Below are 23,180 nucleotides of genomic sequence, written 5' to 3'. Positions count from 1 at the left end.
ACAACCGAATCAGGCTCCACAGCCATAACAACTACCTGCCGCCAATAGCCATGGAGCAGCAGGCAGCTTGATCACCGTAATCGGTGTCCGGAAAAGCTTGACCAGAACAAGCCCGCTCCCACAAGGTTCACGATAACTCCTGTGGGAGCGGGCTTGCTCGCGAAGAGGGTCTGTCAGGCGCCACAGCACTTTTCTGGAAGTACCCATGCCCAACATCCTCCTGGTGGAAGACGACTCCGCCCTCAGCGAATTGATCGCCAGTTACCTGGAACGCAACGGCTATCAGGTCAATGTGCTCAGCCGGGGCGATCATGTACGCGAACGGGCGCGGGTCGACCCGCCGGATCTGGTGATTCTCGACCTGATGTTGCCGGGGCTGGACGGCTTGCAGGTGTGCCGCTTGCTGCGGGCCGATTCAGCGACATTGCCGATCCTGATGCTGACCGCCCGGGACGACAGTCACGACCAGGTGCTGGGCCTGGAGATGGGCGCCGACGACTATGTCACCAAACCGTGCGAGCCACGGGTGCTGCTGGCCCGTGTACGGACCTTGCTGCGGCGCAGCAGCCTCAGCGAGCCGCAGACGGCCAACGACCGCATCCTCATGGGCAACCTGTGTATCGACTTGTCCGAGCGCACCGTGACCTGGCGCGGGCAGGCGGTGGAGCTGTCCAGCGGCGAATACAACCTGCTGGTGGTGCTGGCCCGTCATTCCGGTGAAGTGCTGAGCCGCGACCAGATCCTGCAACGCCTGCGTGGCATCGAATTCAACGGCACCGACCGCTCGGTGGACGTGGCGATTTCCAAGTTGCGGCGCAAGTTCGACGACAACGCCGGCGAAGCGCGCAAGATCAAGACGGTGTGGGGCAAGGGGTATCTGTTCAGCCGCTCCGAGTGGGAGTGCTGAGTCGATGTGGAAGCTGTTGATCCGCCTTTATCTGGTGACCATCGTGTCCTACAGCGCCGCGATCTACCTGATGCCGGAACTGGTGATCCGCCTGTTCCATGAGCGGTTCATGAGCTACAACCTCGACTATTCCCGTGGCCTGCAAACCCTGATGAGCAAGCAGTTCCAGGCCGTGCCGAGGGAGCAATGGCCGGCGTTGGCGGCGCAGATGGACAAGGAGTTCGAACCGCTGCGCATCGAGCTGGCTGCCATCGATGATGCGGACTTCAGTGCCGATGAACAAGCCCGCCTCAAGCAGGGTGAAAATGTGGTACGCCTCGGCGACTGGGCCTGGCGAACCCTGGCGGTGGCGCCGCTGGACGAGCGCATGGCGGTCAAGATGGTCGTTCCTCCGGATCCGGCCGACGTCAGTTGGTTGTACTGGAGCATCAACGTGTTGATCGGCGCGACGATGCTGGCGTGCCTGTTGCTGTGGCTGCGGCCGCACTGGCGCGACCTGGAGCGTCTCAGGAGCACCGCCGAACGCTTCGGCAAGGGTCACTTGAGCGAGCGCACACACATCGCCTCCAGCTCGAACATCGGTAGCCTGGCCCATGTGTTCGATACCATGGCCAGCGATATCGAAAGCCTGCTCAATCAGCAACGGGACCTGCTCAACGCGGTCTCCCACGAACTGCGCACGCCCTTGACCCGGCTCGACTTCGGCCTGGCCCTGGCGCTGTCCGATGACTTGCCGCCGGCCAGCCGCGAGCGCCTGCAAGGGTTGGTGGCGCATATTCGCGAACTGGACGAGCTGGTGCTGGAATTGCTCTCCTACAGCCGGTTGCAGAATCCCGAGCGTCTGCCGGAGCAGGTCGAAGTGCCGCTGGACGAGTTCATCGACAGCATCCTTGGCAGCGTCGACGAGGACCTGGCGGCGCCGGACGTGGTGATTGACGTGCTCTTGCATGGGACGTTGGAGCGCTTTGTGCTGGACCCGCGGCTGACGGCCCGGGCGCTGCAGAACCTGTTGCGCAATGCCATGCGTTATTGCGAGAAGCGGATCCAGGTCGGCGTGCGGGTGGGCGATGAGGGCTGCCAGATCTGGGTCGATGACGACGGCATCGGCATTCCCGACGGTGAACGCGAGCGGGTGTTCGAGCCGTTCTACCGCCTGGACCGCAGTCGCGACCGCGCCACGGGCGGCTTCGGCCTGGGCCTGGCCATCAGCCGCCGCGCCCTGGAAGCCCAGGGCGGCAGCTTGACGGCTGACGTCTCACCGCTGGGCGGCGCACGCTTCAGGTTGTGGCTGCCAATGCCCCGGTAATAATCGGCAGTTTCCTGTGGCGAGGGGATTCAGCGAAACGTCGCACCGCCCCCCTCATCACCCAAACAACCCCGCCGCAATATTGATCGAGAACCCGAGAATCGCCGTGTTGAACACGAACCCGATCAACGACTGCGCCAGCACGATCTTGCGTAACTGCCGGGTGGCTACGCCCACGTCCGAGGTCTGGACGGCCACGCCGATGGTGAACGAGAAGTACAGGAAGTCCCAGTAATTGGGCGTGGTCAGTCCTTCGGCAAACCGCAGGGCCGGCTCCTTGCCGTCCCAGGTGTAATACAACCGCGCGTAATGAACGCTGAAGATCACCCCGATCAGCAGCCATGAACCGATGACTGTAAGCGCGGTGAAACCGTAGTGCATCAGTTTGCCCGCGGTTTGCAGGTCGCGGCTGCCGGCCAGCTCGAAGGTGATGGTCGCCAGGCTGGCCAGCGCCGCGATGCAGACCACCAGCAGGACCAGCCCGGCATTTTCGTCTTCGATCTCGGCGATGCGCCTGACGTCGGGAGCCTTGGCCCGGACGGTCAACCAGAACATCAGCGTCAGGTACGTCCAGACCCCGACATTCCAGCCGACCAGGATTTTGCTGATGACAGAGTCCGCGGGAACCAGGAGTCCCGCGATCAGGCCAAGGGCCGTTGCGCCGGACAGGCGTGGGTGGGTGCGAGCGAGGAAGGGCACCGGGTCAGGCCGTCATGGCAGTGGACTGAATCAGCTCCACGCCTGCTGTCTGCATCCGGCGGATCGCCGTTTCCATCGAACCCTCGATATCGATGCCCCGGCAAGCGTCGAGTACCACGACGGCATTGAACCCCGCGATCCGGGCATCCAGGGCGGTGAACATCACGCAGAAATCCAGGGCCAGCCCCACTACGTAAACGGTGTCGACGCCACGCTCCTTGAGGTATCCCGCCAACCCGGTGGGCGTCTGGCGATCGGCCTCCATGAACGCCGAATAACTGTCGATGTCCGGGTTGCAGCCCTTGCGGATGATCAGTTGGGCGTGGGGCAGGTCCAGTGCCGGGTGCAGCGCCGCACCTTGGCTGCCTTGTATGCAGTGGTCGGGCCACAGCGTTTGTTCGCCGTAGGGCAACTGGGTGGTGTCGAAGGGTTGCTTGCCAGGGTGGCTGGACGCAAACGAAGCGTGCCCGGCCGGGTGCCAGTCCTGGGCCAGGACGACCTGGTTGAATGAACGGCCCAAGCGGTTGATCAGCGGTACGATGTCGTCGCCTCCTGGCACGGCCAACGGCCCACCCGGGATGAAGTCGTTTTGTACGTCTATCACCAATAATGCAGTGGTTGTGGCGCGGGTCATTGCTGCGTTCTCCTTGAAGTCCGTGTGCAAGCTTAGCCGAACCGGGTCGGATCCAGTATCGCCACAGGGTCTGCCTGCGCAACGGTGGCACATCCACTGACAATCTCCATACAGACCAAGATGTCTTTCGTCGCAAATATTCCAAGATTGATGGCTTTTTGATACTTCTTCTAAAGGGATTGGGTACAATCCAGGCCTCAACCGGGCATGGAGGCAGTTCGGTGTTTCAGTTACGAGAAAACCCCCATGCTCATCGGCAGTTATTCCCCCGCCCTTGTTTCGATTTCCCTATTGGTTGCGGTACTGGCGTCCTATACCGCGTTGGACTTGGCCGGGCGTATCGCCACCACCCGTGGCCGTGCTGCCCACCTCTGGATGGCCGGTGGTGCGCTGGCGATGGGGGTTGGCATCTGGTCGATGCATTTCATCGGCATGCTGGCATTCACCCTGCCGGTGGAGCTTGGCTACGATGTGTCGATCACCGCGCTGTCGTTGTTGATCGCCATCTTTTCCAGCGGTTTTGCCCTGTGGCTGGTCAGCCAGCCACGTTTGCCGGCCTGGCAGTTGGCTTTCGGCGCGCTGATCATGGGCGCCGGCATCAGCGCCATGCATTACACCGGCATGGCGGCCCTGCGGATGCAGCCGGGCATCGACTACGACCCGACGCTGTTCGGTGCTTCGCTGGTGATCGCGGTAGCGGCCTCCGCGGCGGCGTTGTGGATTGCCTTTCGCCTGCGCCACAACAGCCCGCATGTGCGACTGGCCCGTGCCGGTGCTGCCGTGATCATGGGCATCGCCATTGTCGGCATGCATTACACCGGCATGGCCGGGGCGCAGTTCAGGGAGGGCAGCTTTTGTGGCTCCCTGGATGGCTTGAGCGGCAAGGGCCTGGACAACGTGGTGTTGATCACGACCTTAGCGGTGTTGGCCATTGCCTTGCTCACGTCGATTCTCGACGCACGCCTGGAAGCCCGTACCGCGGAATTGGCCCAATCGTTGACCCTGGCGAACCGGGAACTGACTCAACTGGCCTTGCACGACCCTCTCACCGGATTGCCCAACCGGGTGCTGCTGGCCGACCGTATCGACCAGGCCATGCACCGGGTGCAGGAGCAGGGTGGCTGCTTCGCCTTGATGTTCATTGACCTGGACGGCTTCAAGCCGGTCAACGACGCCTTCGGCCATCACATGGGGGATTTACTGTTGCGGGACGTGGCCCTGCGCCTGCGCGAAGACTTGCGCAGCCAGGACACCCTGGCGCGGATCGGCGGCGATGAATTCGTGCTGCTGGTGCAACTGGCCGAGCCTGACGATGCGTTGCGGCTGGCGGCGCGCCAGGTCGGCTTGATCGGCCGCACGTTCCGGGTCGCCGAGCATGATCTGCAGATTTCCGCCAGCGTCGGTATCGCGGTGTATCCGGGCAATGGGCTGAGTGCTGAAGAGTTGCTGATGAACGCCGATGCGGCGATGTATCACGCCAAAGGCGCCGGCAAAAACGGCTACAGTTTTTTCGATGCCTCGATGAACAGCAATGCCCGCAAGCAATTGCAGTTGCTGCAAGACTTGCGCATCGCCGTCGAACAGCGGCAGTTCAGCCTGCATTACCAACCCAAGTTCGATGCCGCCAATGGTCGCCCGGTCGGCGCCGAGGCGTTGTTGCGTTGGCACCATCCGACCCAGGGCCTGTTGATGCCCGACACCTTCATCGACCTGGCGGAAAAGACCGGGCTGATCATTCCCATCGGCGAATGGGTACTGAACGAGGCCTGTCGCCAGATGCGGGAATGGTACGTGCTCGGTTATACCGATTGGCGTATCGCCGTGAACCTCTCGGCCTTGCAGTTCTGCCACACCGGGCTGGTGCAAAGTGTCGCCAAGGCGCTGGAGGTTCATCAACTGCTGCCCAATAACCTGACTCTGGAAATCACTGAAACCACCGCCATGAGCGATGCCGATGCCAGCATGACGGTGCTGCAGCAGCTTTCGGACATGGGCGTGGACCTGTCCATCGATGATTTCGGCACCGGCTATTCGAGCCTGATGTACCTCAAGCGCTTGCCGGCCAATGAGCTGAAGATCGATCGCGGTTTCGTGCGCGACCTGGAGCACGACAGCGACGACGCCGCCATCGTCTCGGCCATCGTCGCCCTCGGTCAGGCCCTAGGCCTGCGGATCGTCGCCGAAGGGGTGGAAACCGATGTGCAGCAGGACTTTTTGACCCAACTGGGCTGCGATTCGCTGCAAGGCTACCTGCTGGGCCATCCGCTGCCGGCCGATCGCTTTCTGCAGAATATCCGCAAGGCGCCACGCTTGGCGGTGGTCTGAAACTGCGTCTCTTGTGGGAATTCCCCTGTGGGAGCGAGCCTGCTCGCGATAGCGGTGTATCTGCCACAAAGCTGTCTAATGAACCGCCGCTATCGCGAGCAGGCTCGCTCCCACACTGGATTCGGGGGTACGCAGCCTTTTTGTACGCCACAGGACCCTGTGGGAGCCGGGCTTGCCCGCGAAGGTGGCGGTCCATTCAATATCTTTGTGGCAGATGCACCGCTTTCGCGGGCAAGCCCGCTCCCACAGGTTTTGTGCATCCTGTTGGTCGCTACAGTAAAAGGAATGATTCGCCGCCGTTGAAGTCGGAGATTCAGTACCTTGATAACTGGAGTCTTTCTATGCGCAAACCAACCCTGATCGCCAGCCTGGCCCTGATCGTCGGCCTCGGAGCCCTTGGGCCTGTTGCACAAGCGGTCGAGAAAACCGGGGATGCCTTGGAGCATTCGCCGAGCAATGGCCGCAGGCTGGTGGAGAACGACCGGGTACCCGCCGATTACCAGCGTGCGGATAGAGCCATGAAAGACTGGAAGCAGAAGAAGCTCGAACAGCCGACAAACGACCAGCAATGGGTGCATATCGACGATAAGTACTTGCTGATCGAAACCGTGTCCGGCGCGATCGTCAAGATCGTTCCGGCCACGCGTTAGGCCTTCAGAGTATTTCGCCTTTGTCCCACAGATGAACCAGCTCGCCAGGTGCCCGGTCCTCGGGCACCTGCAACACCATTTCATCGTCCTGATCGTTGGCGCGATAGCGCACTTCGATCTGGAAGAAGCGTTGATCCCCGCGGCCCGAGGCGGAGGAGGTCAGCGGCAGGCAACCCTCCAGAACCGAACAGATGCGCGTGCGCTGGTCGAGGTCGCATTGGGCGAATTCGATCTCCCGTGGGCGGGTCAAGGCGTGGATCGCCGCCACGCCGCCCTGGCGTGAGAGGCGTACCACGGCGTTGTCGTCAAGGTCTGGAAGGGTTTTCATCAGCTCTCCTCAGTCAGGTTGACGCCGACCTGGGCCCAGCCGTCCTGTACCGCGCGTACCTCCCGCTCGCCGAAACGCCGGCGGGCATGCTCGACGGTGAGGTGGGCGAAGGCACTGAAGGTCGCATCGTTGGCCAGACTCCTGTCGCACAAGGTTTCATACCAGATACGGCCGGCCTTTTCCCAGGCAAATCCGCCCAGTGCGGTAGCTATCAGATAAAAGGCGCGGTTGGGGATACCGGAATTGATGTGTACGCCGCCGTTGTCTTCGCGGGTGATGACGAACTGGCGCATATGGGCGGGCTGTGGGTCCTTGCCCAGGAGCGGGTCATCGTAGGCGGTGCCGGGATTGGCCATGTTGCGCAGGCCGTCGCCGTTGATCCTGTCGGTGAGCAGGTCGGCACCGATCAGCCAATCGGCCTGATCGGCCGTCTGTTCGAGGACGAACTGCTTGACCAGCACGCCGAACACGTCGGAGATGGATTCGTTCAAGGCACCGGATTGATTGGCGTAGATCAATCCCGCTTCGCTTTCAGTGACGCCATGGGCCAGCTCATGGGCCACGACATCCAGGGAGCGGGTAAAGCGCTGGAAAATTTCCCCGTCGCCGTCGCCAAAGACCATCTGCGCGCCGTTCCAGAAGGCGTTTTCGTAACCTTGGCCATAATGCACGCTGCCCACCAGGGCGAAGCCCTTGTTGTCGATGGAGTCGCGACCCAGGACCTTCCAGAAGAAATCATAGGTGGCGCCCAGGGCGTCGTAGGCCTCGTCCACGGCCGCGTCGCCACTGGCCGCTTGACCCTCAAGGCGCACCGGCTGGCCAGGCAGCTCCATGCCATTCTGTGCATCGTGCACGCTGCGTTGCGGGTGTCCGGCCTTGCCTGGCTTGGGCAGTGCTGCGGCGGCGGGAGGAGTGCTGGGCGGCCCGGGGTTGTGCCGCAGGCTGCGCACATGGGTCAGGGTACCGAGGGCACTGGAGCGTTGTTGTTCGGAGCCGTGGGCGATGATGCGATTGAGAATATAAGGAGGAATGAAGCCATGGAGCGGGCGAGAGTCGATCATCAGAACATCCTTATCTGAATAGCAGGGTCGATACCCATGTGAACTGATGCGGGCGCCGCGGTTCCCTCCTGTTTACCGGATTCATCTGCAGGCGCACGCTGCGCTCACAGGCCACTGGAGTTGCCAGGCGCGCTGATTTCTGCGAAAACCCGCGCCTGGAAATCACACGGGAATGCCCATGAACGAAGAACTGCAAATCATCGACCTGGAACAGGGCGACGGTAAAAGCGTAGTCAAAGGCGCACTGATTACCACTCAATACCGCGGCACTCTGGAGGATGGCACCGAGTTCGATTCGTCCTACAGTCGCGGCAAGCCCTTCCAGTGCGTGATCGGTACCGGACGCGTGATCAAGGGCTGGGATCAGGGCCTGATGGGCATGAAGGTCGGTGGCAAGCGCAAGCTGTTGGTGCCGGCGCACCTGGCCTATGGCGAGCGATCCATGGGCGCTCACATCAAGCCCAACGCCAACCTCATCTTTGAAATCGAACTGCTGGAAGTGCTGACCCGGGATGATTGACGGGGTGGGGTAACCCACCATGAAGCGCTGCCTTGTTCGTGTTGGAGAAAGTGTTGCTACTATCTCCAGTCGATGCATGGCTTGATTCGTCCGGGAGCGAAATATGAGCGCAGAATATTCAGATACGGGTGTGTCCCAAGTGGCTGCGGGCATTGCCGAACCGGCGCGTACCCGGATGCTCTGTTCGTTGATGGACGGGCATGCCCGCACCAGTACGGAATTGGCGAGTATCGCCGAGGTCAGCGCCTCCACTGCCAGTGCGCATTTGACGAAGCTCAAGGACCTGGCCCTGGTGCGGTTGCACGTCCAGGGCCGTCATCGCTACTACAGCCTGGCGGACAAGCGTGTCGCCCAGGCGCTGGAAGCGCTGATGGTGATCGGTCAGAAAACCGCGCCGGCTTTTGTGTCGCGCACTCCGGATCGCCTGCAATTTGCCCGCACCTGCTACGACCATATGGCCGGCACCCTCGCGGTGCGGTTGCATGACCGCATGATCGAAGCCGGATGGTTGCTAGAGATGGAAGGACAGGATTATCGGCTGAGTGAGTCCGGCAAGACGCTGTTCGAGGCGTTGGGCATCGACGTCCAGGCCTTGGCCCGTGAGCGACGCCGATTCGCCTGCCCCTGCCTGGACTGGAGCATGCGTCGGCCCCATCTGGGCGGTGCCTTGGGAGCGGCATTGCTGCAATTGGCGATCAAACGCCAGTGGGTGACCCAGGACCTGGACAGCCGGGCATTGGCGGTGACGGCCAAGGGGCGTCGGGAGATGGTTGGGCGATTGGGTGTCAGTGCCGAACGGGATGTCGAACCCGCCGGCGCTATCGCGAGCAGGCTCGCTCCCACAGTGGAGTTGCGTTGAACGCAAGCCCCATGAACACCGAGGCACCCCGTGGGAGCGAGCCTGCTCGCGATGGCGTCATCAGCAACACCACACGAGAGGGCAGGCCCCCTCGGTACTACCGGATCAGACCTTGACGATCCAACCCGCCGGCGCTTCCACGTCGCCGGTCTGCACGCCGGTCAGCTCTTTATAGAGCTTCTGGGTGATCGGGCCGACTTCGGTTTCGCTGTGGAACACGTGCAGCTTGTCCTTGTAGTTGATGCCGCCGATCGGGGTGATCACCGCCGCGGTACCGCAGGCGCCGGCTTCCTTGAAATCCGACAGCTTGTCGATGAACACATCGCCTTCAACCACTTCCAGGCCCAGGCGGGTCTTGGCCAGCTCGATCAGCGACAGGCGGGTGATGCCTGGCAGGACCGACGGGGAGTTGGGCGTGACGAATTTGTTGTCATGGGTGATGCCGAAGAAGTTGGCCGAGCCGACTTCTTCGATTTTCGAATGGGTCAGCGGGTCGAGGTAGATGCAGTCGGCGAAGCTGGCCTTCTTGGCCTGGGAGCCGGGCATCAGGCTGGCGGCGTAGTTGCCGCCGACCTTGGCGGCGCCGGTGCCTTGTGGGGCGGCGCGGTCGAAGCTGGAGATCAGGAAGTTGTGCGGGGTCAGGCCGCCCTTGAAGTAGGCGCCGACCGGAATGCAGAAGACCGAGAAAATGAACTCGGGTGCGGTGCGCACGCCAATGTTGTCACCCACGCCGATCACGAAGGGGCGCAGGTACAGCGCGCCGCCGGTGCCATAAGGCGGAATGAAGCGCTCGTTGGCGCGCACCACTTGCTTGCAGGCTTCGATGAATTGTTCGGTATCGACGTGCGGCATCAGCAGGCGTGCGCAGCTGCGCTGCATGCGGGCGGCGTTCTGGTCCGGGCGGAACAGGTTGATCGAGCCGTCCTTGCAGCGGTAGGCCTTGAGGCCTTCGAAACACTGCTGGCCGTAGTGCAGGGCAGTGGAGCCCTCGCTGATGTGCAGTACGTTGTCGTCGGTCAGGGTGCCGGTATCCCAGGCACCATTGCGCCAGTGCGACAGGTAGCGCTTGTCGGTCTTGATGTAGTCAAAGCCCAGTTTGTCCCAATTGATGCTCTCGTTACCCATGACACCCTCTATATCTTCATAACCGTCGAAACGGTCAAGGCTTCTGACGTTTTTTGGATGGGGACAACAATACTTCATTCCGGGGCTGTTTCGCAGCCTGCTCGATGGGTGACAGGCAGATAAAGGGCGCTGTTCTTGCGAATTCGCGAGCAAGCCCGCTCCCACAGTTGATCTCGGTCGTTTGTGCGAACGCAATCCAATGTGGGAGCGGGCTTGCTCGCGAAGAGGCAGTCACTCACACCCTCAATCCCTGGTCACAGATGCAACGCATGCCCCAACGCCCGCAACGCCGCTTCCTGCACCGCCTCGCCCAGCGTCGGATGGGCGTGGATGGTGCCGGCAATGTCTTCCAGCCGTGCGCCCATTTCCAGGGACTGGCCGAACGCGGTGGACAGTTCCGAGACCCCAGCCCCGACCGCTTGCCAGCCGACGATCACATGGTTGTCCCGACGCGCCACCACCCGCACGAAACCACTCTTCGATTCCAGCGTCATCGCCCGGCCGTTGGCGGCGAACGGGAAGCTGGAGACGATGCAATCCAGGCCGGCGGCCTTGGCTTCGTCTGGCGTCTTGCCCACGACCACTAATTCCGGGTCGGTAAAGCACACTGCGGGAATCGCCGCTGGGGCGAATTCGCGCGCCTTGCCAGCGATCAGTTCGGCGACCATCTCGCCCTGGGCCATGGCCCGGTGGGCGAGCATCGGTTCGCCGCTCAGGTCGCCGATGGCCCAGACGTTGCGCATGCTGGTCTGGCAGCGGTGGTCGATTTTCACCGCCGCACCGTTCATCGCCAAGTCCAACGCTTCGAGATTCCAGCCTTGGCTATTGGGCTTGCGCCCGACCGCCACCAACACTCGGTCGGTGGTCAGGTTCAGCGTGTCGCCAGCGGGGTCGCGCACTTGCAAGGTTCTGGCCTGGGCATCGAACCCTTCGACGCTGTGCTTGAGGTAGAGCTTCACCCCCAACTGTTTGAGCGTCTCGTGCACCGGTTGGGTCAGTTCGCCATCGTAGGCCGGCAGGATCCGTTCCTGGGCTTCGACCACGCTGACCTCGGCGCCAAGCTTGCGGTAGGCGATGCCCAACTCCAGGCCGATGTAGCCGCCGCCGACCACCACCAGGTGCTTGGGCACCGAAGTGGGGGCGAGGGCTTCGGTGGAGGAAATGATCGGCCCGCCCACTGGCAGCATCGGCAGGTCGACGCTTTTCGAGCCGGTCGCCAGCAGCAGGTGTTCGCACTGGATGCGGCTATCGCCAATCTCGACGGTCTTGCCGTCGATGACCTTGGCCCAGCCGTGAATGACCTGGACCTTGTGCTTCTTCAGCAGTGTGGCCACGCCGGTGGTCAGGCGATCGACGATACCGTTCTTCCATTCCACGCTCTTGCCGATGTCCAGCACCGGCGCCGACACGCTGATACCCAGGGCCGAGCCCTGGCTATGGAGTTGTGCCTGATGAAATTGCTCGGCCACATGGATCAGTGCCTTGGACGGAATGCAGCCTATGTTCAGGCACGTCCCGCCCAGCGCCTGGCCTTCCACGAGAATGGTCGGGATGCCCAACTGGCCGGCGCGGATCGCCGCGACGTAACCGCCAGGGCCTCCGCCAATGATCAGCAGGGTGGTGTTCAAAGTCTGTTGCATGCCTGCTCCTGGTATCAGTCCACAAACAAGGTGGCGGGTTGTTCGAGCAGGCCGCGCAGGGCCTGGATGAATTGCGCAGCGTCCATGCCGTCGACCACCCGGTGATCGAATGAGCTGGAGAGGTTCATCATCTTGCGGATCACCACTTGGCCCTTGATCACCACAGGCCGCTCGACGATTCTGTTCACGCCGACGATCGCCACTTCCGGCAGGTTCAGCACCGGTGTGCTGACGATCCCGCCCAACGCGCCGAGGCTGGTCAGGGTGATGGTCGAGCCGGACAGTTCGTCACGGCTGGCCTTGCCATTGCGGGCCGCCGTGGCCAGGCGCGAGATTTCCGCCGCGCTGTCCCACAGGCTGCGGGCCTCAGCGTGGCGCACCACCGGCACCATCAGGCCGACGTCGCTCTGGGTGGCAACGCCGATATGCACCGCACCGGAGCGGGTGATGACCTGGGCTTCGTCGTCATAGCGCGCGTTCATCTGTGGGAAGTCCCGCAAAGCCACCACCAGCGCCCGCATCAGGAACGGCAGCAAGGTCAACTTGCCACGGCTGGCGCCGTGTTTTTCATTCAGGTGAACCCGCAGCTCTTCGAGGGCGGTGACGTCGATCTCCTCAACATAGCTGAAGTGGGCGGCGCGCTGGGTGGCTTCCTGCATGCGCTGGGCGATCTTGCGCCGCATGCCGATCACCGGGATCTGCTGCTCGTCGTGGCGCTCGGCGTAGCCTGAGCCGCCCTTGGCCGGCGTCGAAGGCCCTTGGGCCAGATAAGCTTCCAGGTCTTCGTGCAGGACCCGGCCGGCAGGGCCGCTGCCCTGGACCAGACGCAGTTGGATGCCCAGGTCCAGTGCGTGCTTGCGCACAGCCGGTGAGGCCAGTGGGCGCTCCTCGGGATCGCGGGCCACCGGGGTCTGGGGTTGCCGGGCCGGGCATTGCGCGGCGACAGGCTTTTGCGTCACAGGCTCAGGTGCTTTGGGCGGCGCGGGCTCGGCGGCTGGCGCCGCAGCCGGCGCCTGTGCCGACTCCTTCAGGTTGCCAGCACCTTCCACTTCAATACGGATCAGTTCGCTGCCCACCGCCATGACTTCACCCGGCTCACCGCCGAGAGCGATGACCCGGCCATGCACGGGCGAAGGGATGTCCACCATGGCCTTGTCGGTCATGACGTCGGCCAGGACCTGATCCTCGGTCACCAGGTCACCGACCTTGACGTGCCATGCCGCCAGTTCTACTTCCGCGATGCCTTCGCCGATGTCCGGCATCTTGATAACGTGCGTGCCCATTCAGACCTCCATGACCCGTTTCAACGCCGCGCCCACACGGGACGGCCCTGGGAAATACGCCCACTCCTGCGCATGCGGGTAGGGCGTGTCCCAGCCGGTGACGCGTTCGATAGGCGCTTCCAGGTGATGGAAGCAGTGTTCCTGGACCAGCGACACCAGTTCGGCGCCGAAGCCGCAGGTGCGGGTGGCTTCGTGGACGATCACGCAACGGCCGGTCTTCTTCACCGACTTGACGATGGTGTCCAGATCCAGCGGCCACAGGCTGCGCAGGTCGATGACCTCGGCATCGATGCCGGTTTCCTCGGCGGCGGCCTGGGACACATAAACCGTGGTGCCGTAGGTGAGGATGGTCACGTCCTTGCCTGGACGGGTGATGGCGGCGACATCCAGCGGCACCGTGTAGTAGCCGTCGGGGACCTGGGCCGTCGGGTGTTTCGACCATGGCGTCACCGGGCGGTCGTGGTGGCCGTCGAACGGGCCGTTATACAGGCGCTTGGGTTCGAGGAAGATCACTGGGTCATCGTTCTCGATGGAGGCAATCAGCAGGCCCTTGGCGTCGTACGGGTTGGAGGGCATCACGGTGCGCAGGCCGCAGACCTGGGTGAACATCGCTTCGATGCTCTGGCTGTGGGTCTGGCCGCCGTAGATGCCGCCGCCGCAGGGCATGCGCAGGGTCATTGGCGCGGTGAACTCGCCGGCCGAGCGATAGCGCAGGCGGGCCGCCTCGGAAATGATCTGGTCCGAGGCCGGGTAGACGTAGTCGGCGAACTGGATCTCGGCCACCGGTCGCAGCCCGTAGGCGCCCATGCCCACCGCCACGCCGACGATGCCACTTTCGGAGATCGGCGCGTCGAACACCCGCGAGGTGCCGTACTTGTTCTGCAGGCCTTCGGTGCAGCGGAACACGCCGCCGAAGTAGCCCACGTCCTGGCCGAACACCACGACGTTGTCGTCACGTTCGAGCATCACGTCCATGGCCGAGCGCAGGGCCTGGATCATGGTCATGGTGGTAGTGGTCATGGCGGTATCCAGCGCAATATTGGTGTTGTGATCGTTCATGTCAGACTCCCAACTGCTGACGCTGGCGCTTCAAGTGCTCCGGCATCTCTTTGTAGACGTCTTCGAACATGGTCGCGGCGCTTGGAATCTGCCCGCCAGCGAGGGTGCCGTACTGCTCGGCTTCCTTCTGCGCGGCGATCACCTCGGCTTCGAGCTCGGCGGTGACGGCAGCATGTTCTTCCTCCGACCACTGGCCGATACGAATCATGTGCTGCTTGAGGCGGACAATCGGATCGCCCAGCGGGAAGTGGCTCCAGTCATCGGCGGGGCGGTATTTGGACGGATCGTCAGAGGTGGAGTGCGGGCCGGCGCGGTAGGTGACCCATTCGATCAGCGCCGGGCCGCAGTTGCGTCGGGCGCGTTCGGCGGCCCAGCGCGAGGCGGCATAGACGGCCATGAAGTCGTTGCCATCGACCCGCAGCGAGGCGATGCCACAACCGACACCGCGTCCGGCGAAGGTGGTGGCTTCACCGCCGGCGATGGCCTGGAAGGTGGAGATTGCCCATTGGTTGTTGACCACGTTGAGGATCACCGGTGCCCGGTAGACGTGGGCGAAGGTGAGGGCAGTGTGGAAGTCCGATTCAGCGGTGGCACCGTCACCGATCCAGGCCGAGGCGATCTTGGTGTCGCCCTTGATCGCCGAGGCCATGCCCCAACCCACGCCCTGGATGAACTGCGTGGCGAGGTTGCCGGAGATGGTGAAGAAGCCGGCGTCCTTGACCGAATACATGATCGGCAACTGGCGGCCCTTGAGCGGGTCCCGCTCGTTGGACAGCAGTTGGCAGATCATGTCCACCAGCGGTACGTCACGGGCCATCAGGATGCTTTGCTGGCGATAGGTCGGGAAGCACATGTCGTCGATGTTCAGCGCCAGGGCCTGGCCGCTGCCGATGGCTTCCTCGCCGAGGCTCTGCATGTAGAACGACATCTTTTTCTGGCGTTGGGCGACCACCATGCGGTTGTCGTAGATCCGCGTCTTGAGCATGGCGCGCATGCCCTTTTTCAGGATGTCGAGGGGCACGTCTTCGGCCCATGGGCCGTGGGCATTGCCTTGGTCGTCGAGCACGCGGATCAGGCTCCGGGCCAGGTCGGCGGTATCGGACGGTTCAACATCGATGGAGGGTTTGCGCACCGTGCCCGCGTCGCTCAGATGCAGGTAGGAGAAGTCGGTCTTGCAGCCGGGACGGCCCGAAGGTTCGGGGACGTGCAGGCGTAGCGGTTCGTACGCTGGGTTCATGGCTTTCTACGCTCGATCTTGTGAATTTCTTGTAGTGGGCGCGCTAGCTGACAAATCTCCTGGATAAGAAGAATTGTCCTACAACAATCATAGGCTCGACGGCGAAGAATATTTTTCTCTGTTGGCTTGCTGTTCGGACTATTTGCAGATAAAAAATCTGCACAACGATAAAAATCAGGAATATCTGTCTCATGCGCAAACTGGATCGCACCGACATCGGCATTCTGAACAGCCTTCAGGAAAACGCCCGCATCACCAACGCCGATCTCGCCCGTTCGGTCAACCTTTCGCCAACGCCGTGCTTCAACCGCGTACGGGCCATGGAGGAGCTGGGGGTGATCCGCGAGCAGGTCACGCTGCTGGATGCCGACCTGCTGGGCCTGCATGTCAATGTGTTCATCCACGTCAGCCTGGAGAAGCAGGTGGAGGAGGCACTGCAGCATTTTGAAGAGGCGATTTCCGACCGGCCCGAGGTGATGGAGTGCTACTTGATGGCGGGCGATCCGGATTACCTGATCCGCGTACTGGTACCCACGATCCAGTCCCTGGAGCGGTTCATGATGGACTTCCTGACCAAGGTCCCGGGCGTGGCGAATATCCGCTCCAGCTTCGCGCTCAAGCAGGTGCGCTACAAGACGGCATTGCCGCTGCCGGCGAATGGGTTGACGTTGGGTACCTGAACCTCAATACCGCGTCACCGCCGGCCCAATGTGGGAGCGGGCTTGCTCGCGAAGGCGGTGTATCAGGCGACATCAACGTCGACTGATACACCGCCTTCGCGAGCAAGCCCGCTCCCACAAGGGTGGTCCGCGTCAGTGAAGTGCGAACCGACTACAGCTCTCACAGGCTTTCTCAAAGCTGGTTGAGCGGAATCTTCAGATAGGTCACGCCATTGGCCTCGGCCGGCGGCAGGTTGCCTGCCCGCACATTGACCTGGATCGCCGGCAACAGCAGCGTCGGCATGCCCAGCGTGGCGTCGCGCTGGGTGCGCATGGCGACGAAGGTGGCTTCGTCGATGCCATCGTGAACGTGGATATTGTGCCGGCGCTGTTCGCCCACGGTGCTCATGCAGTGGGGCTCGCGATGCTCCGGCGGGTAGTCATGACACACATATAACCGCACGCCGGCGGGGAAGGCCAACAGCTTGTGGATCGAGGCGTAGAGCTGGTGGGCGTTGCCGCCCGGGAAGTCACAACGGGCACTGCCGACATCGGGCATGAACAGCGTATCACCCACCAGGATCACCTCGTCGTCGATCAGGTAGGCCATGTCCGCCGGGGTATGACCGGGCACGTGCAGCGCAGTGGCCTTGAGGTTGCCGATGAAGAATGTTTCATCGGGGCCGAACAGATGATCGAACTGCGAACCATCCACGGCAAACTGCGCTTCGAGGTTGAACAGCGCCTTGAACACGTTCTGGACCTGGCCGATGGACTCGCCGATGGCGATCTTGCCACCCAGTTCCCGTCGCAGGTAAGGCGCGGCGGAGAGGTGATCGGCGTGGGCGTGGGTTTCCAGCAACCATTGCACGGTCAACCGGTGTTCCCGCACGAACGCGATCACCCGGTCGGCCTGCGTGGTGCCGCTGCGCCCCGAGGCCGGGTCGTAGTCGAGCACCGGATCGACCACCGCGCATTGCCCGGCGTCCTGCTCATAAACGACATGGGTGTAGGTCTTTGAAGCGGGGTCGAGGAAGCTTTGGATCTGCGCGGGCATGACGACTAACCTGTGCGGAAGGAACCGGTTGCAACACGTAAGGTTAGCAACATATGGTCCGCAGCTTAGTGAGGGCCAAGGCGTCCTGCAAATGCGATCGCACCTGCCAACAGGTGTGCGCTGTTTGAGAGAATCTTATGTTGCTGGCAAGTTTTTTCGGCGTGGTCATGGGCCTGGTCCTGGGATTGACCGGGGCCGGGGGCGGCATCCTCGCGGTTCCGGCGTTGGTACTGGGGCTGGGTTTGACCATGACTCAGGCCGCGCCCGTGGCGTTGTTCGCCGTGGGCAGTGCGGCGGCGGTGGGCGCCATCGATGGCTTGCGCCATGGCCTGGTGCGCTATCGCGCGGCGTTGCTGATCGCACTGCTGGGCGCGGTGTTTTCGCCGCTGGGCATCTACCTTGCCCACCAGCTTTCGGAAAAAATCCTGATGATGCTGTTCAGCCTGCTGATGGTGCTGGTGGCGGCGCGCATGTTGCGTCGTGAAACGCCGCAAGTGGCACCCAGCGATCATGGCGCCGCCAGTTGGGGTCAGAAAAACTGCATGCTCGACCGCCAGACCGGACGCCTGGCCTGGACCCCGCGCTGCACTGCCACGCTGGCGACGCTCGGTGCGGTGACCGGGGTGGTGTCCGGCCTGCTGGGCGTGGGCGGTGGTTTCCTGATCGTGCCGGCATTCAAGCAACTGACCGACGTGCAGATGCGCGGGATCGTCGCAACCTCGCTGATGGTCATCAGCCTGATTTCGCTGATCGGCGTGGCAGGGGCCTTGCATGCGGGGGTGCGTATCGATCAGGTCGGGGCGGTGTTCATCGTGGCCAGTATTGTTGGCATGGTGCTGGGCCGGCGGCTGGCGTCCCGGATCCCGGCCCGGGTGTTACAGGTGGGGTTTGCCGGGGTGTGTCTGGGGGTGGCGGTGTATATGCTCGTGCGGGCGTAGCGTACTTACACCCTGTAGCTTGTGATGCTTTTGTGGCGAGGGGATAAATCCCCTCGCCACAGGTTGTGGTCACAACAACCGGCACCGCATCGAAAACTCCATCGCTACCGATTGCCCTTGCTCCAGCAAACGCAACCCCGGCCGTCCCGGCAGGTGGTGGGCGTTGACCGGGTGGCTGACCGGTTCGATGCAAAAGAAATCCAGGCCCACGGGGCAGTACAGCAGGAAGTAATCGCAGCCGCTGGCCTGGCATTCCAATGCATAGCCCAGGTCGGGCTGCTCGATCAGGCAGTGTCCGTCCCAACCGCCGAAACCATTGTCCACGAGGGTATCCGGCAGCACGCGAGGCTGTTGGAAGTTCCAGTGCGCGGGGACGGCACTCAGTTCCGTCGGCAGCTTCGTGGCGTCGCATAGCCAGACGTCGGTGGCGCGGGTTTGCAGGCGGGTATTGAGGGTCCGGGGAAAGTAGGGATGCAAGCCCAACCCATGCCAGGCCGGCTGTTCGGCCATGTGCGTGATATGCATTGCGAAGTGCAACTGGCCGCCGTCCAGGCGGATGCGCAGGCTGGCGCAATAGGCGAATGGGTATTGGCTGTGCAGTTGCAGCAACGCCTCCTGAGGGCCCTGTTCGATCACCTGCCACGGTTGCTGCCAGGCGCTGCCATGGATCGGAAACGGATCGTTGGGGCTGTTGGTCTCCAATGCCAGCCAGCCGCCGGGACAATCGAAGCCGCCTTTGGCGATCCGGTTCGACCAGGGGATCAATGGAAAACAGCCGAGCTTGCCGGGCAGGCGGTTTTCCAGGGCCTGGGGTGCGGGCGGGCGCAGCAGAGGCTGGCCGTTGCTGCGCAAGGTCCAACTGACCAGGCTGGCACCCAGGTGAGGCGCCAGGGTAAGGTGGGTGAGTTCGTCTTCTAGGTGCAGGAGGGAAGTCATGTGGGCGTTGTCTGCAGGGTAGGAGGGCGGTGCAAGGGTTTCTATGTGAACGCTGTTGCGGCGAGGGAATGAATCCCTCGCCGCAAAGGGGATGTGCTTCGAGTTACAACACCAGATGCGGCAACCAGAGCGAAATGGCCGGGACGTAAGTCACCAGCAGCAGCACCAGGAACAACATGGCGTAGAACGGCAGCAGGGCCTTGACGGTGCTTTCGATACTGACCTTGCCAATGGCCGAGCCGACGAACAGCACTGCGCCCACCGGTGGGGTAATCAGGCCGATCCCCAGGTTCACCAGCATGATCATGCCGAACTGCACCGGGTCCACACCAATGCCCACGATCACCGGCATCAGGATCGGCGTCAGGATCAGGATCAGCGGCGCCATGTCCATCACGGTGCCCAGCAGCAGCAACATCACGTTGATGCACATCAGGATCACGTAGCGGTTGTCCGACAGCGTCAGGAACGCAGTGGTGATCTTCGCCGGGATTTCCATCAGCGTCATGATGTAGCCGAAGCTGGCGGCGAAGCCGATCAGGATCATCACGATGGAGATGGTGCGTACCGTACGGTGCATCAGTTTCGGCAACTCGCTCCACTTGTAGTCGCGATAGATGCACATGGTCACGAAGAATGCCCACACCACCGCAATGGCGGCCGATTCGGTGGCGGTGAAAACGCCCGAGAGAATGCCGCCGAGGATGATGAACAGGGTCATCATGCCCCACATGGCTTCCTTGCAGATCTTCAACGCTTGCTTGAGCGGAATCACCTCGCCCTTGGGGTAATTGCGCTTCCTCGCAAAGACCAGACACAGCGCCATCAAGCAGAGGTTCATCATGATGCCGGGGACGATGCCCGCCATGAACAGCGATCCGATGGAAACGGTGCCGCCAGCGGCGAGGGAGTACAGCACCGCGTTGTGGCTTGGCGGCGTGAGCAGCGCTTGCACCGAACCACTGACGGTGACAGCGGTGGCGAACTCACGCGGATAGCCGCGGCGTTCCATTTCCGGGATCAGCACCGAACCGACCGAAGCGGTATCGGCTACCGAGGAACCGGAGATCGCGCCAAAAAAACTCGAGGCCACGAGGTTGACCAATGACAGACCACCGCGCACGAAGCCTACCAACACGCTGGCGAATGCCACCAGGCGGCGGGACATGCCGCCCTCGGCCATGATCGCACCGGCCAGAACGAAGAAGGGGATGGCCAACAACGAGAACTTGTTCACGCCGCCCGTTATCTGAATCATCATGGCCTGGAACGGAATATCGATCCACCACGCACCGATCAGGGCGGCAGCGCCCAGCGCGTAGGCGACCGGCATGCCGATCAGGATCAACAACAAAAAACTGCCCAGCAGAATCAGAGCGTCCATTAAGCGGCACCTTCGTTTTCTTCAACCAGGTCGAACTGCACGACCCGACGCTGGCTTTGATCACCTAGCAAGAGTTTTTCCAGGACGAAAATCAGGGTCAGGAAACCGCCGATCGGGATCGGCATGTAGGTGATGCCGACGCGCAGGGTGGGGATGGCGCTCATGAATTGATTCCAGGTGGTCATGCACAACTTGGTGCCCCAGATGGTCATGAAAATGCACACCGCAGCCATCAAGAGCTGGGTGAAAACCGAAGCCAGGGTTTGCCAGCGCGGGGGCAGCCGGCTGGTGACCATGTCCACGGCCATGTGCGAGCCGGAGCGGTAGCTGGCGGCGGCACCGATGAAGGTAAATACGATCATCAGCAGGATGGCGGTGGGCTCTGGCCAGCTTGAACCGGTACCGAGTACGTAGCGGGCAAACACCCCCCACGGAATCATCAGCGCAACGGCAAGGACAGAAAGGCCGGCCACCCAGATGCAAGTCATGTAAATCGTGTCGTTGATACGCAGCAGTGAATTCTTCATCGGGTTCCACCGTAACCGGGCGCGCCTTTTAACCGCAGGCGCGCCCAGCCTTTTCATGAGTACAGATCGAGAGGGGTTACTGGACCGCTTCGATACGCTTGATCAGATCGGCATATGGCGCGCCGTATTTGGCCCGGATCGGTGCGGTGGCGTCGTAGAAAGGTTTCTTGTCGACGGTGATGAACTCGACGCCAGCTGCCTTGAGTTTTTCTTCACTGGCAGCGGACTTCTTGTCCCACAGCTCGCGCTCTTCGGCCTGGGCCGCCTTGGCGGCTTTTTTCACCATGTCCTGTTGCTGCGGCGTGAGCTTGTTCCAGGTGATTTTCGACATCACGATCGGCTCGGGCAGGATCAGGTGACCGGTCAGACTATAGAACTTGGCGTTCTGGTAGTGGTTATGTTCGAGCATGGTCGGCGGGTTGTTTTCCGCGCCATCTATCACGCCGGTCTGCAGGGCGCTGAAGATCTCGCCGGTGTCCATGGCGATGCCGTTGCCGCCCATGGCATTGATGGTGTCGATGAACATCGGGTTGCCCTGGACACGAATCTTCATGCCCTTAAGGTCTTCGAGCTTGCGCACCGGTTTCTTGGTGTAGAGGTTGCGCGTGCCGCCGTCCATCCAGGCCAGGGCCACCAGGCCAAACTCGGAGTTGGTGATCCGGTCGAGGATCGCATCGCCCACTTCACCGTCGATGACGGCGCGCATGTGCGCCTGGTCGCGGAAGATGAACGGCATGTTGAAGACGTTCACGTCCGGCACCACAGGGCCGACGATGCCCAAACTCACGCGAGACATCTGGATCGCGCCGGCTTGCATCTGTTCGATGACTTCTTTTTCAGAACCCAGTACGCCACCTGGGAAATACTTGAACTTCAGCTCGCCGTTGCTCTCCTTTTCCAGGGTTTTACCCATGGACTCCTCGGCGACCACGGTCGGGTAGCCTTTGGGGTGGATGTCGGCGATCTTGATATCGAGGGCATGAGCCGCCTGCGCCAGGAAGGCCAGGGGCAAAGCGGCGATCAAAAGTGTGCGTTTGAAATTCATGTTCAATCTCCAGTGTTGTTGTTTTTATGTCTATCGATGTGAAGCGGCAAAGCAGATCAGTTCGCGGAGTGTTTCCGTCCTCCGAAGGCAGGTTCAGCCAGACCCTTGACGCCGGGGTGAAGGGCGAACACGCCACCGGCCAGGGATTGCGGGTCGTTGTCATCGCCGGGGCGGATTGAGGTGACGAACAGGGTGTCCAGACGGCTGCCGCCAAAGGCGCACATCGTCGGTTTCTTCACCGGTACGGCCAGCGAACGATCCAGTCGGCCATCCGGGGTAAAACGGTGGATCAGGCCGGCGTCGTTGGCGCAGATCCAGTAGCAACCATCGGCGTCTACCGCCGCGCCGTCCGGGCGACCGGCCAGGGGCAGCATGTCGACGAACAGACGCCGGTTGGACGGCGTACCACTGTCGATGTCGTAATCGAAAGCCCAGATCTGCTGGACCAACGGGTGTGAGTCGGAGAGGTACATTGTCCGCCCATCCGGGCTGAAGCCCAGGCCATTGGGCACGATGAAACCGCTCAGTTGCGCCTCGACCGGGCTGCGCTGCCCGGCTTCATACCGGTACATCCGGCCTTCATCGACGTTGGCGGCCATGTTCAGCACCATGCTGCCGGCCCAGAAGCGGCCCTGGCGGTCGCAACGGCCATCGTTGAGGCGCATGTCGACGCGGCTGTGCTCGACGCTCGCACAGAGTTCGCTGTCCAGGCTGCCGTCGTCATGGGGATGCAGGCGGAAGAAACCGCTTTCCATGCCCGCGACCCAGCCGCCGTCCTGGTGACGGGCAATGCAGGCAAGCATTTCGGGAGCTTCCCAGCCTTGGACTTTTCCGCTGCTGGCATTCCAGCGTTGCAGGCCGCCGCTGGGGATGTTTACCCAATACAGGGCGTTTTCCTCGGGGACCCATACCGGGCTCTCCCCGACGGCGTTGCGCGCATCGACAATCAATTCGGCTTGCATGGTGATTCCTTTGTACGTTCGTATCCCATGGAAACAGGC

23 protein-coding genes are annotated in these 23,180 nt (G+C 62.2%); 8 read left to right on the top strand and 15 right to left on the bottom strand.

The window, feature by feature from the left end; all coding sequences use genetic code 11:
• Positions 1–205: 205 nt before the first annotated feature.
• Together FBX99_RS24045 and FBX99_RS24040 are read left to right on the top strand one after the other, a co-directional pair.
• Positions 206–907: a response regulator transcription factor gene (locus FBX99_RS24045; protein WP_144925299.1), complete on the top strand. Its 702-nt coding sequence runs from the start codon at positions 206–208 to the stop codon at positions 905–907.
• 4 nt (positions 908–911) lie between these two features.
• Positions 912–2,213, top strand: a complete 1,302-nt coding sequence (locus tag FBX99_RS24040; RefSeq protein WP_144925296.1) for an ATP-binding protein — start codon at positions 912–914, stop codon at positions 2,211–2,213.
• A 57-nt stretch (positions 2,214–2,270) separates the two neighbouring features.
• Here FBX99_RS24040 and FBX99_RS24035 read toward each other — a convergent pair whose 3' ends face one another.
• Together FBX99_RS24035 and pncA are read right to left on the bottom strand one after the other, a co-directional pair.
• A complete protein-coding gene (locus FBX99_RS24035) occupies positions 2,271–2,912 on the bottom strand; it encodes a DUF1345 domain-containing protein (protein WP_144925293.1) in 642 nt (213 codons plus the stop codon).
• A gap of 4 nt (positions 2,913–2,916) precedes the next feature.
• Positions 2,917–3,546 (bottom strand): bifunctional nicotinamidase/pyrazinamidase, encoded by a 630-nt coding sequence (gene pncA / locus FBX99_RS24030; RefSeq protein ID WP_144925290.1) that lies wholly within the window; start codon positions 3,544–3,546, stop codon positions 2,917–2,919.
• A gap of 246 nt (positions 3,547–3,792) precedes the next feature.
• On the opposite strand from pncA, the gene FBX99_RS24025 reads away from it, so the two are divergent.
• Both FBX99_RS24025 and FBX99_RS24015 read left to right on the top strand, forming a co-directional pair.
• Positions 3,793–5,871, top strand: coding sequence for a bifunctional diguanylate cyclase/phosphodiesterase (locus tag FBX99_RS24025; RefSeq protein WP_144925287.1), 2,079 nt, complete (start codon positions 3,793–3,795; stop codon positions 5,869–5,871).
• A 341-nt stretch (positions 5,872–6,212) separates the two neighbouring features.
• Complete coding sequence (locus FBX99_RS24015; RefSeq protein ID WP_041022179.1) at positions 6,213–6,521, top strand: RcnB family protein; 309 nt, start codon at positions 6,213–6,215, stop codon at positions 6,519–6,521.
• Between the two features lie 4 nt (positions 6,522–6,525).
• Here FBX99_RS24015 and FBX99_RS24010 read toward each other — a convergent pair whose 3' ends face one another.
• Entirely contained in the window at positions 6,526–6,849 is a 324-nt protein-coding gene (locus tag FBX99_RS24010; protein WP_144925281.1) for a protealysin inhibitor emfourin, read from the bottom strand.
• Entirely contained in the window at positions 6,849–7,910 is a 1,062-nt protein-coding gene (locus FBX99_RS24005; RefSeq protein ID WP_144925276.1) for a M4 family metallopeptidase, read from the bottom strand. Before FBX99_RS24005 ends, FBX99_RS24010 begins: the two co-directional genes overlap by 1 nt.
• A 178-nt stretch (positions 7,911–8,088) precedes the next feature.
• Between FBX99_RS24005 and FBX99_RS24000 the strand changes: the two genes are divergently transcribed.
• The gene (locus FBX99_RS24000) at positions 8,089–8,430 is read left to right on the top strand and encodes an FKBP-type peptidyl-prolyl cis-trans isomerase (RefSeq protein WP_047701034.1); all 342 of its coding nucleotides are present in this window, start codon (positions 8,089–8,091) and stop codon (positions 8,428–8,430) included.
• Positions 8,431–8,533: 103 nt separating this feature from the next.
• Positions 8,534–9,289, top strand: a complete 756-nt coding sequence (locus FBX99_RS23995) for a helix-turn-helix transcriptional regulator (protein WP_144925273.1) — start codon at positions 8,534–8,536, stop codon at positions 9,287–9,289.
• A 105-nt stretch (positions 9,290–9,394) separates the two neighbouring features.
• Here the strand turns inward: FBX99_RS23995 and FBX99_RS23990 are convergent, their stop codons facing one another.
• The 5 genes from FBX99_RS23990 to FBX99_RS23970 form a co-directional block, all read right to left on the bottom strand.
• Positions 9,395–10,414 carry a branched-chain amino acid aminotransferase gene (locus FBX99_RS23990; protein WP_144925270.1) on the bottom strand — a complete coding sequence of 340 codons (1,020 nt, stop codon included), beginning with the start codon at positions 10,412–10,414 and terminating at the stop codon, positions 9,395–9,397.
• Positions 10,415–10,668: 254 nt separating this feature from the next.
• Entirely contained in the window at positions 10,669–12,054 is a 1,386-nt protein-coding gene (gene lpdA / locus FBX99_RS23985; RefSeq protein ID WP_144925267.1) for a dihydrolipoyl dehydrogenase, read from the bottom strand.
• 14 nt (positions 12,055–12,068) lie between these two features.
• A complete protein-coding gene (locus tag FBX99_RS23980; protein WP_144925264.1) occupies positions 12,069–13,337 on the bottom strand; it encodes a dihydrolipoamide acetyltransferase family protein in 1,269 nt (422 codons plus the stop codon).
• Positions 13,338–14,396: an alpha-ketoacid dehydrogenase subunit beta gene (locus FBX99_RS23975; protein WP_144925260.1), complete on the bottom strand. Its 1,059-nt coding sequence runs from the start codon at positions 14,394–14,396 to the stop codon at positions 13,338–13,340.
• Position 14,397: 1 nt separating this feature from the next.
• Entirely contained in the window at positions 14,398–15,633 is a 1,236-nt protein-coding gene (locus FBX99_RS23970) for a 3-methyl-2-oxobutanoate dehydrogenase (2-methylpropanoyl-transferring) subunit alpha (RefSeq protein WP_144925257.1), read from the bottom strand.
• A gap of 191 nt (positions 15,634–15,824) precedes the next feature.
• Here FBX99_RS23970 and bkdR point away from each other — a divergent pair, with 191 nt between their 5' ends.
• The gene (bkdR, locus tag FBX99_RS23965; RefSeq protein WP_003202929.1) at positions 15,825–16,313 is read left to right on the top strand and encodes a Bkd operon transcriptional regulator BkdR; all 489 of its coding nucleotides are present in this window, start codon (positions 15,825–15,827) and stop codon (positions 16,311–16,313) included.
• A 172-nt stretch (positions 16,314–16,485) separates the two neighbouring features.
• On the opposite strand, the gene FBX99_RS23960 is transcribed toward bkdR, so the two are convergent.
• The gene (locus tag FBX99_RS23960; RefSeq protein WP_145133140.1) at positions 16,486–17,349 is read right to left on the bottom strand and encodes an MBL fold metallo-hydrolase; all 864 of its coding nucleotides are present in this window, start codon (positions 17,347–17,349) and stop codon (positions 16,486–16,488) included.
• A 137-nt stretch (positions 17,350–17,486) separates the two neighbouring features.
• Here FBX99_RS23960 and FBX99_RS23955 point away from each other — a divergent pair, with 137 nt between their 5' ends.
• Positions 17,487–18,287 carry a sulfite exporter TauE/SafE family protein gene (locus FBX99_RS23955; RefSeq protein WP_144925252.1) on the top strand — a complete coding sequence of 267 codons (801 nt, stop codon included), beginning with the start codon at positions 17,487–17,489 and terminating at the stop codon, positions 18,285–18,287.
• 69 nt (positions 18,288–18,356) lie between these two features.
• On the opposite strand, the gene FBX99_RS23950 is transcribed toward FBX99_RS23955, so the two are convergent.
• The 5 genes from FBX99_RS23950 to FBX99_RS23930 all read right to left on the bottom strand — a co-directional run bounded on the left by FBX99_RS23950 (position 18,357) and on the right by FBX99_RS23930 (position 23,141).
• Positions 18,357–19,223, bottom strand: coding sequence for an aldose 1-epimerase (locus tag FBX99_RS23950; RefSeq protein WP_144925249.1), 867 nt, complete (start codon positions 19,221–19,223; stop codon positions 18,357–18,359).
• Between the two features lie 103 nt (positions 19,224–19,326).
• On the bottom strand, positions 19,327–20,607 hold the full coding sequence (locus FBX99_RS23945; RefSeq protein ID WP_144925246.1) for a TRAP transporter large permease: 1,281 nt from the start codon (positions 20,605–20,607) through the stop codon (positions 19,327–19,329).
• A complete protein-coding gene (locus FBX99_RS23940; protein WP_144925244.1) occupies positions 20,607–21,134 on the bottom strand; it encodes a TRAP transporter small permease in 528 nt (175 codons plus the stop codon). The genes FBX99_RS23945 and FBX99_RS23940 overlap by 1 nt, the downstream gene beginning before the upstream one ends.
• Before the next feature lie 76 nt (positions 21,135–21,210).
• Complete coding sequence (locus FBX99_RS23935) at positions 21,211–22,179, bottom strand: TRAP transporter substrate-binding protein (RefSeq protein ID WP_144925241.1); 969 nt, start codon at positions 22,177–22,179, stop codon at positions 21,211–21,213.
• Positions 22,180–22,235: 56 nt separating this feature from the next.
• Positions 22,236–23,141, bottom strand: coding sequence for an SMP-30/gluconolactonase/LRE family protein (locus FBX99_RS23930; protein WP_145133138.1), 906 nt, complete (start codon positions 23,139–23,141; stop codon positions 22,236–22,238).
• Positions 23,142–23,180: the final 39 nt, after the last annotated feature.

Origin of the sequence: Pseudomonas sp. SJZ074, from assembly GCF_007828215.1 — a bacterium.
Taxonomy (GTDB): Bacteria; Pseudomonadota; Gammaproteobacteria; order Pseudomonadales; family Pseudomonadaceae; genus Aquipseudomonas.
This window is presented reverse-complemented; position numbering and strand designations above follow the sequence as displayed.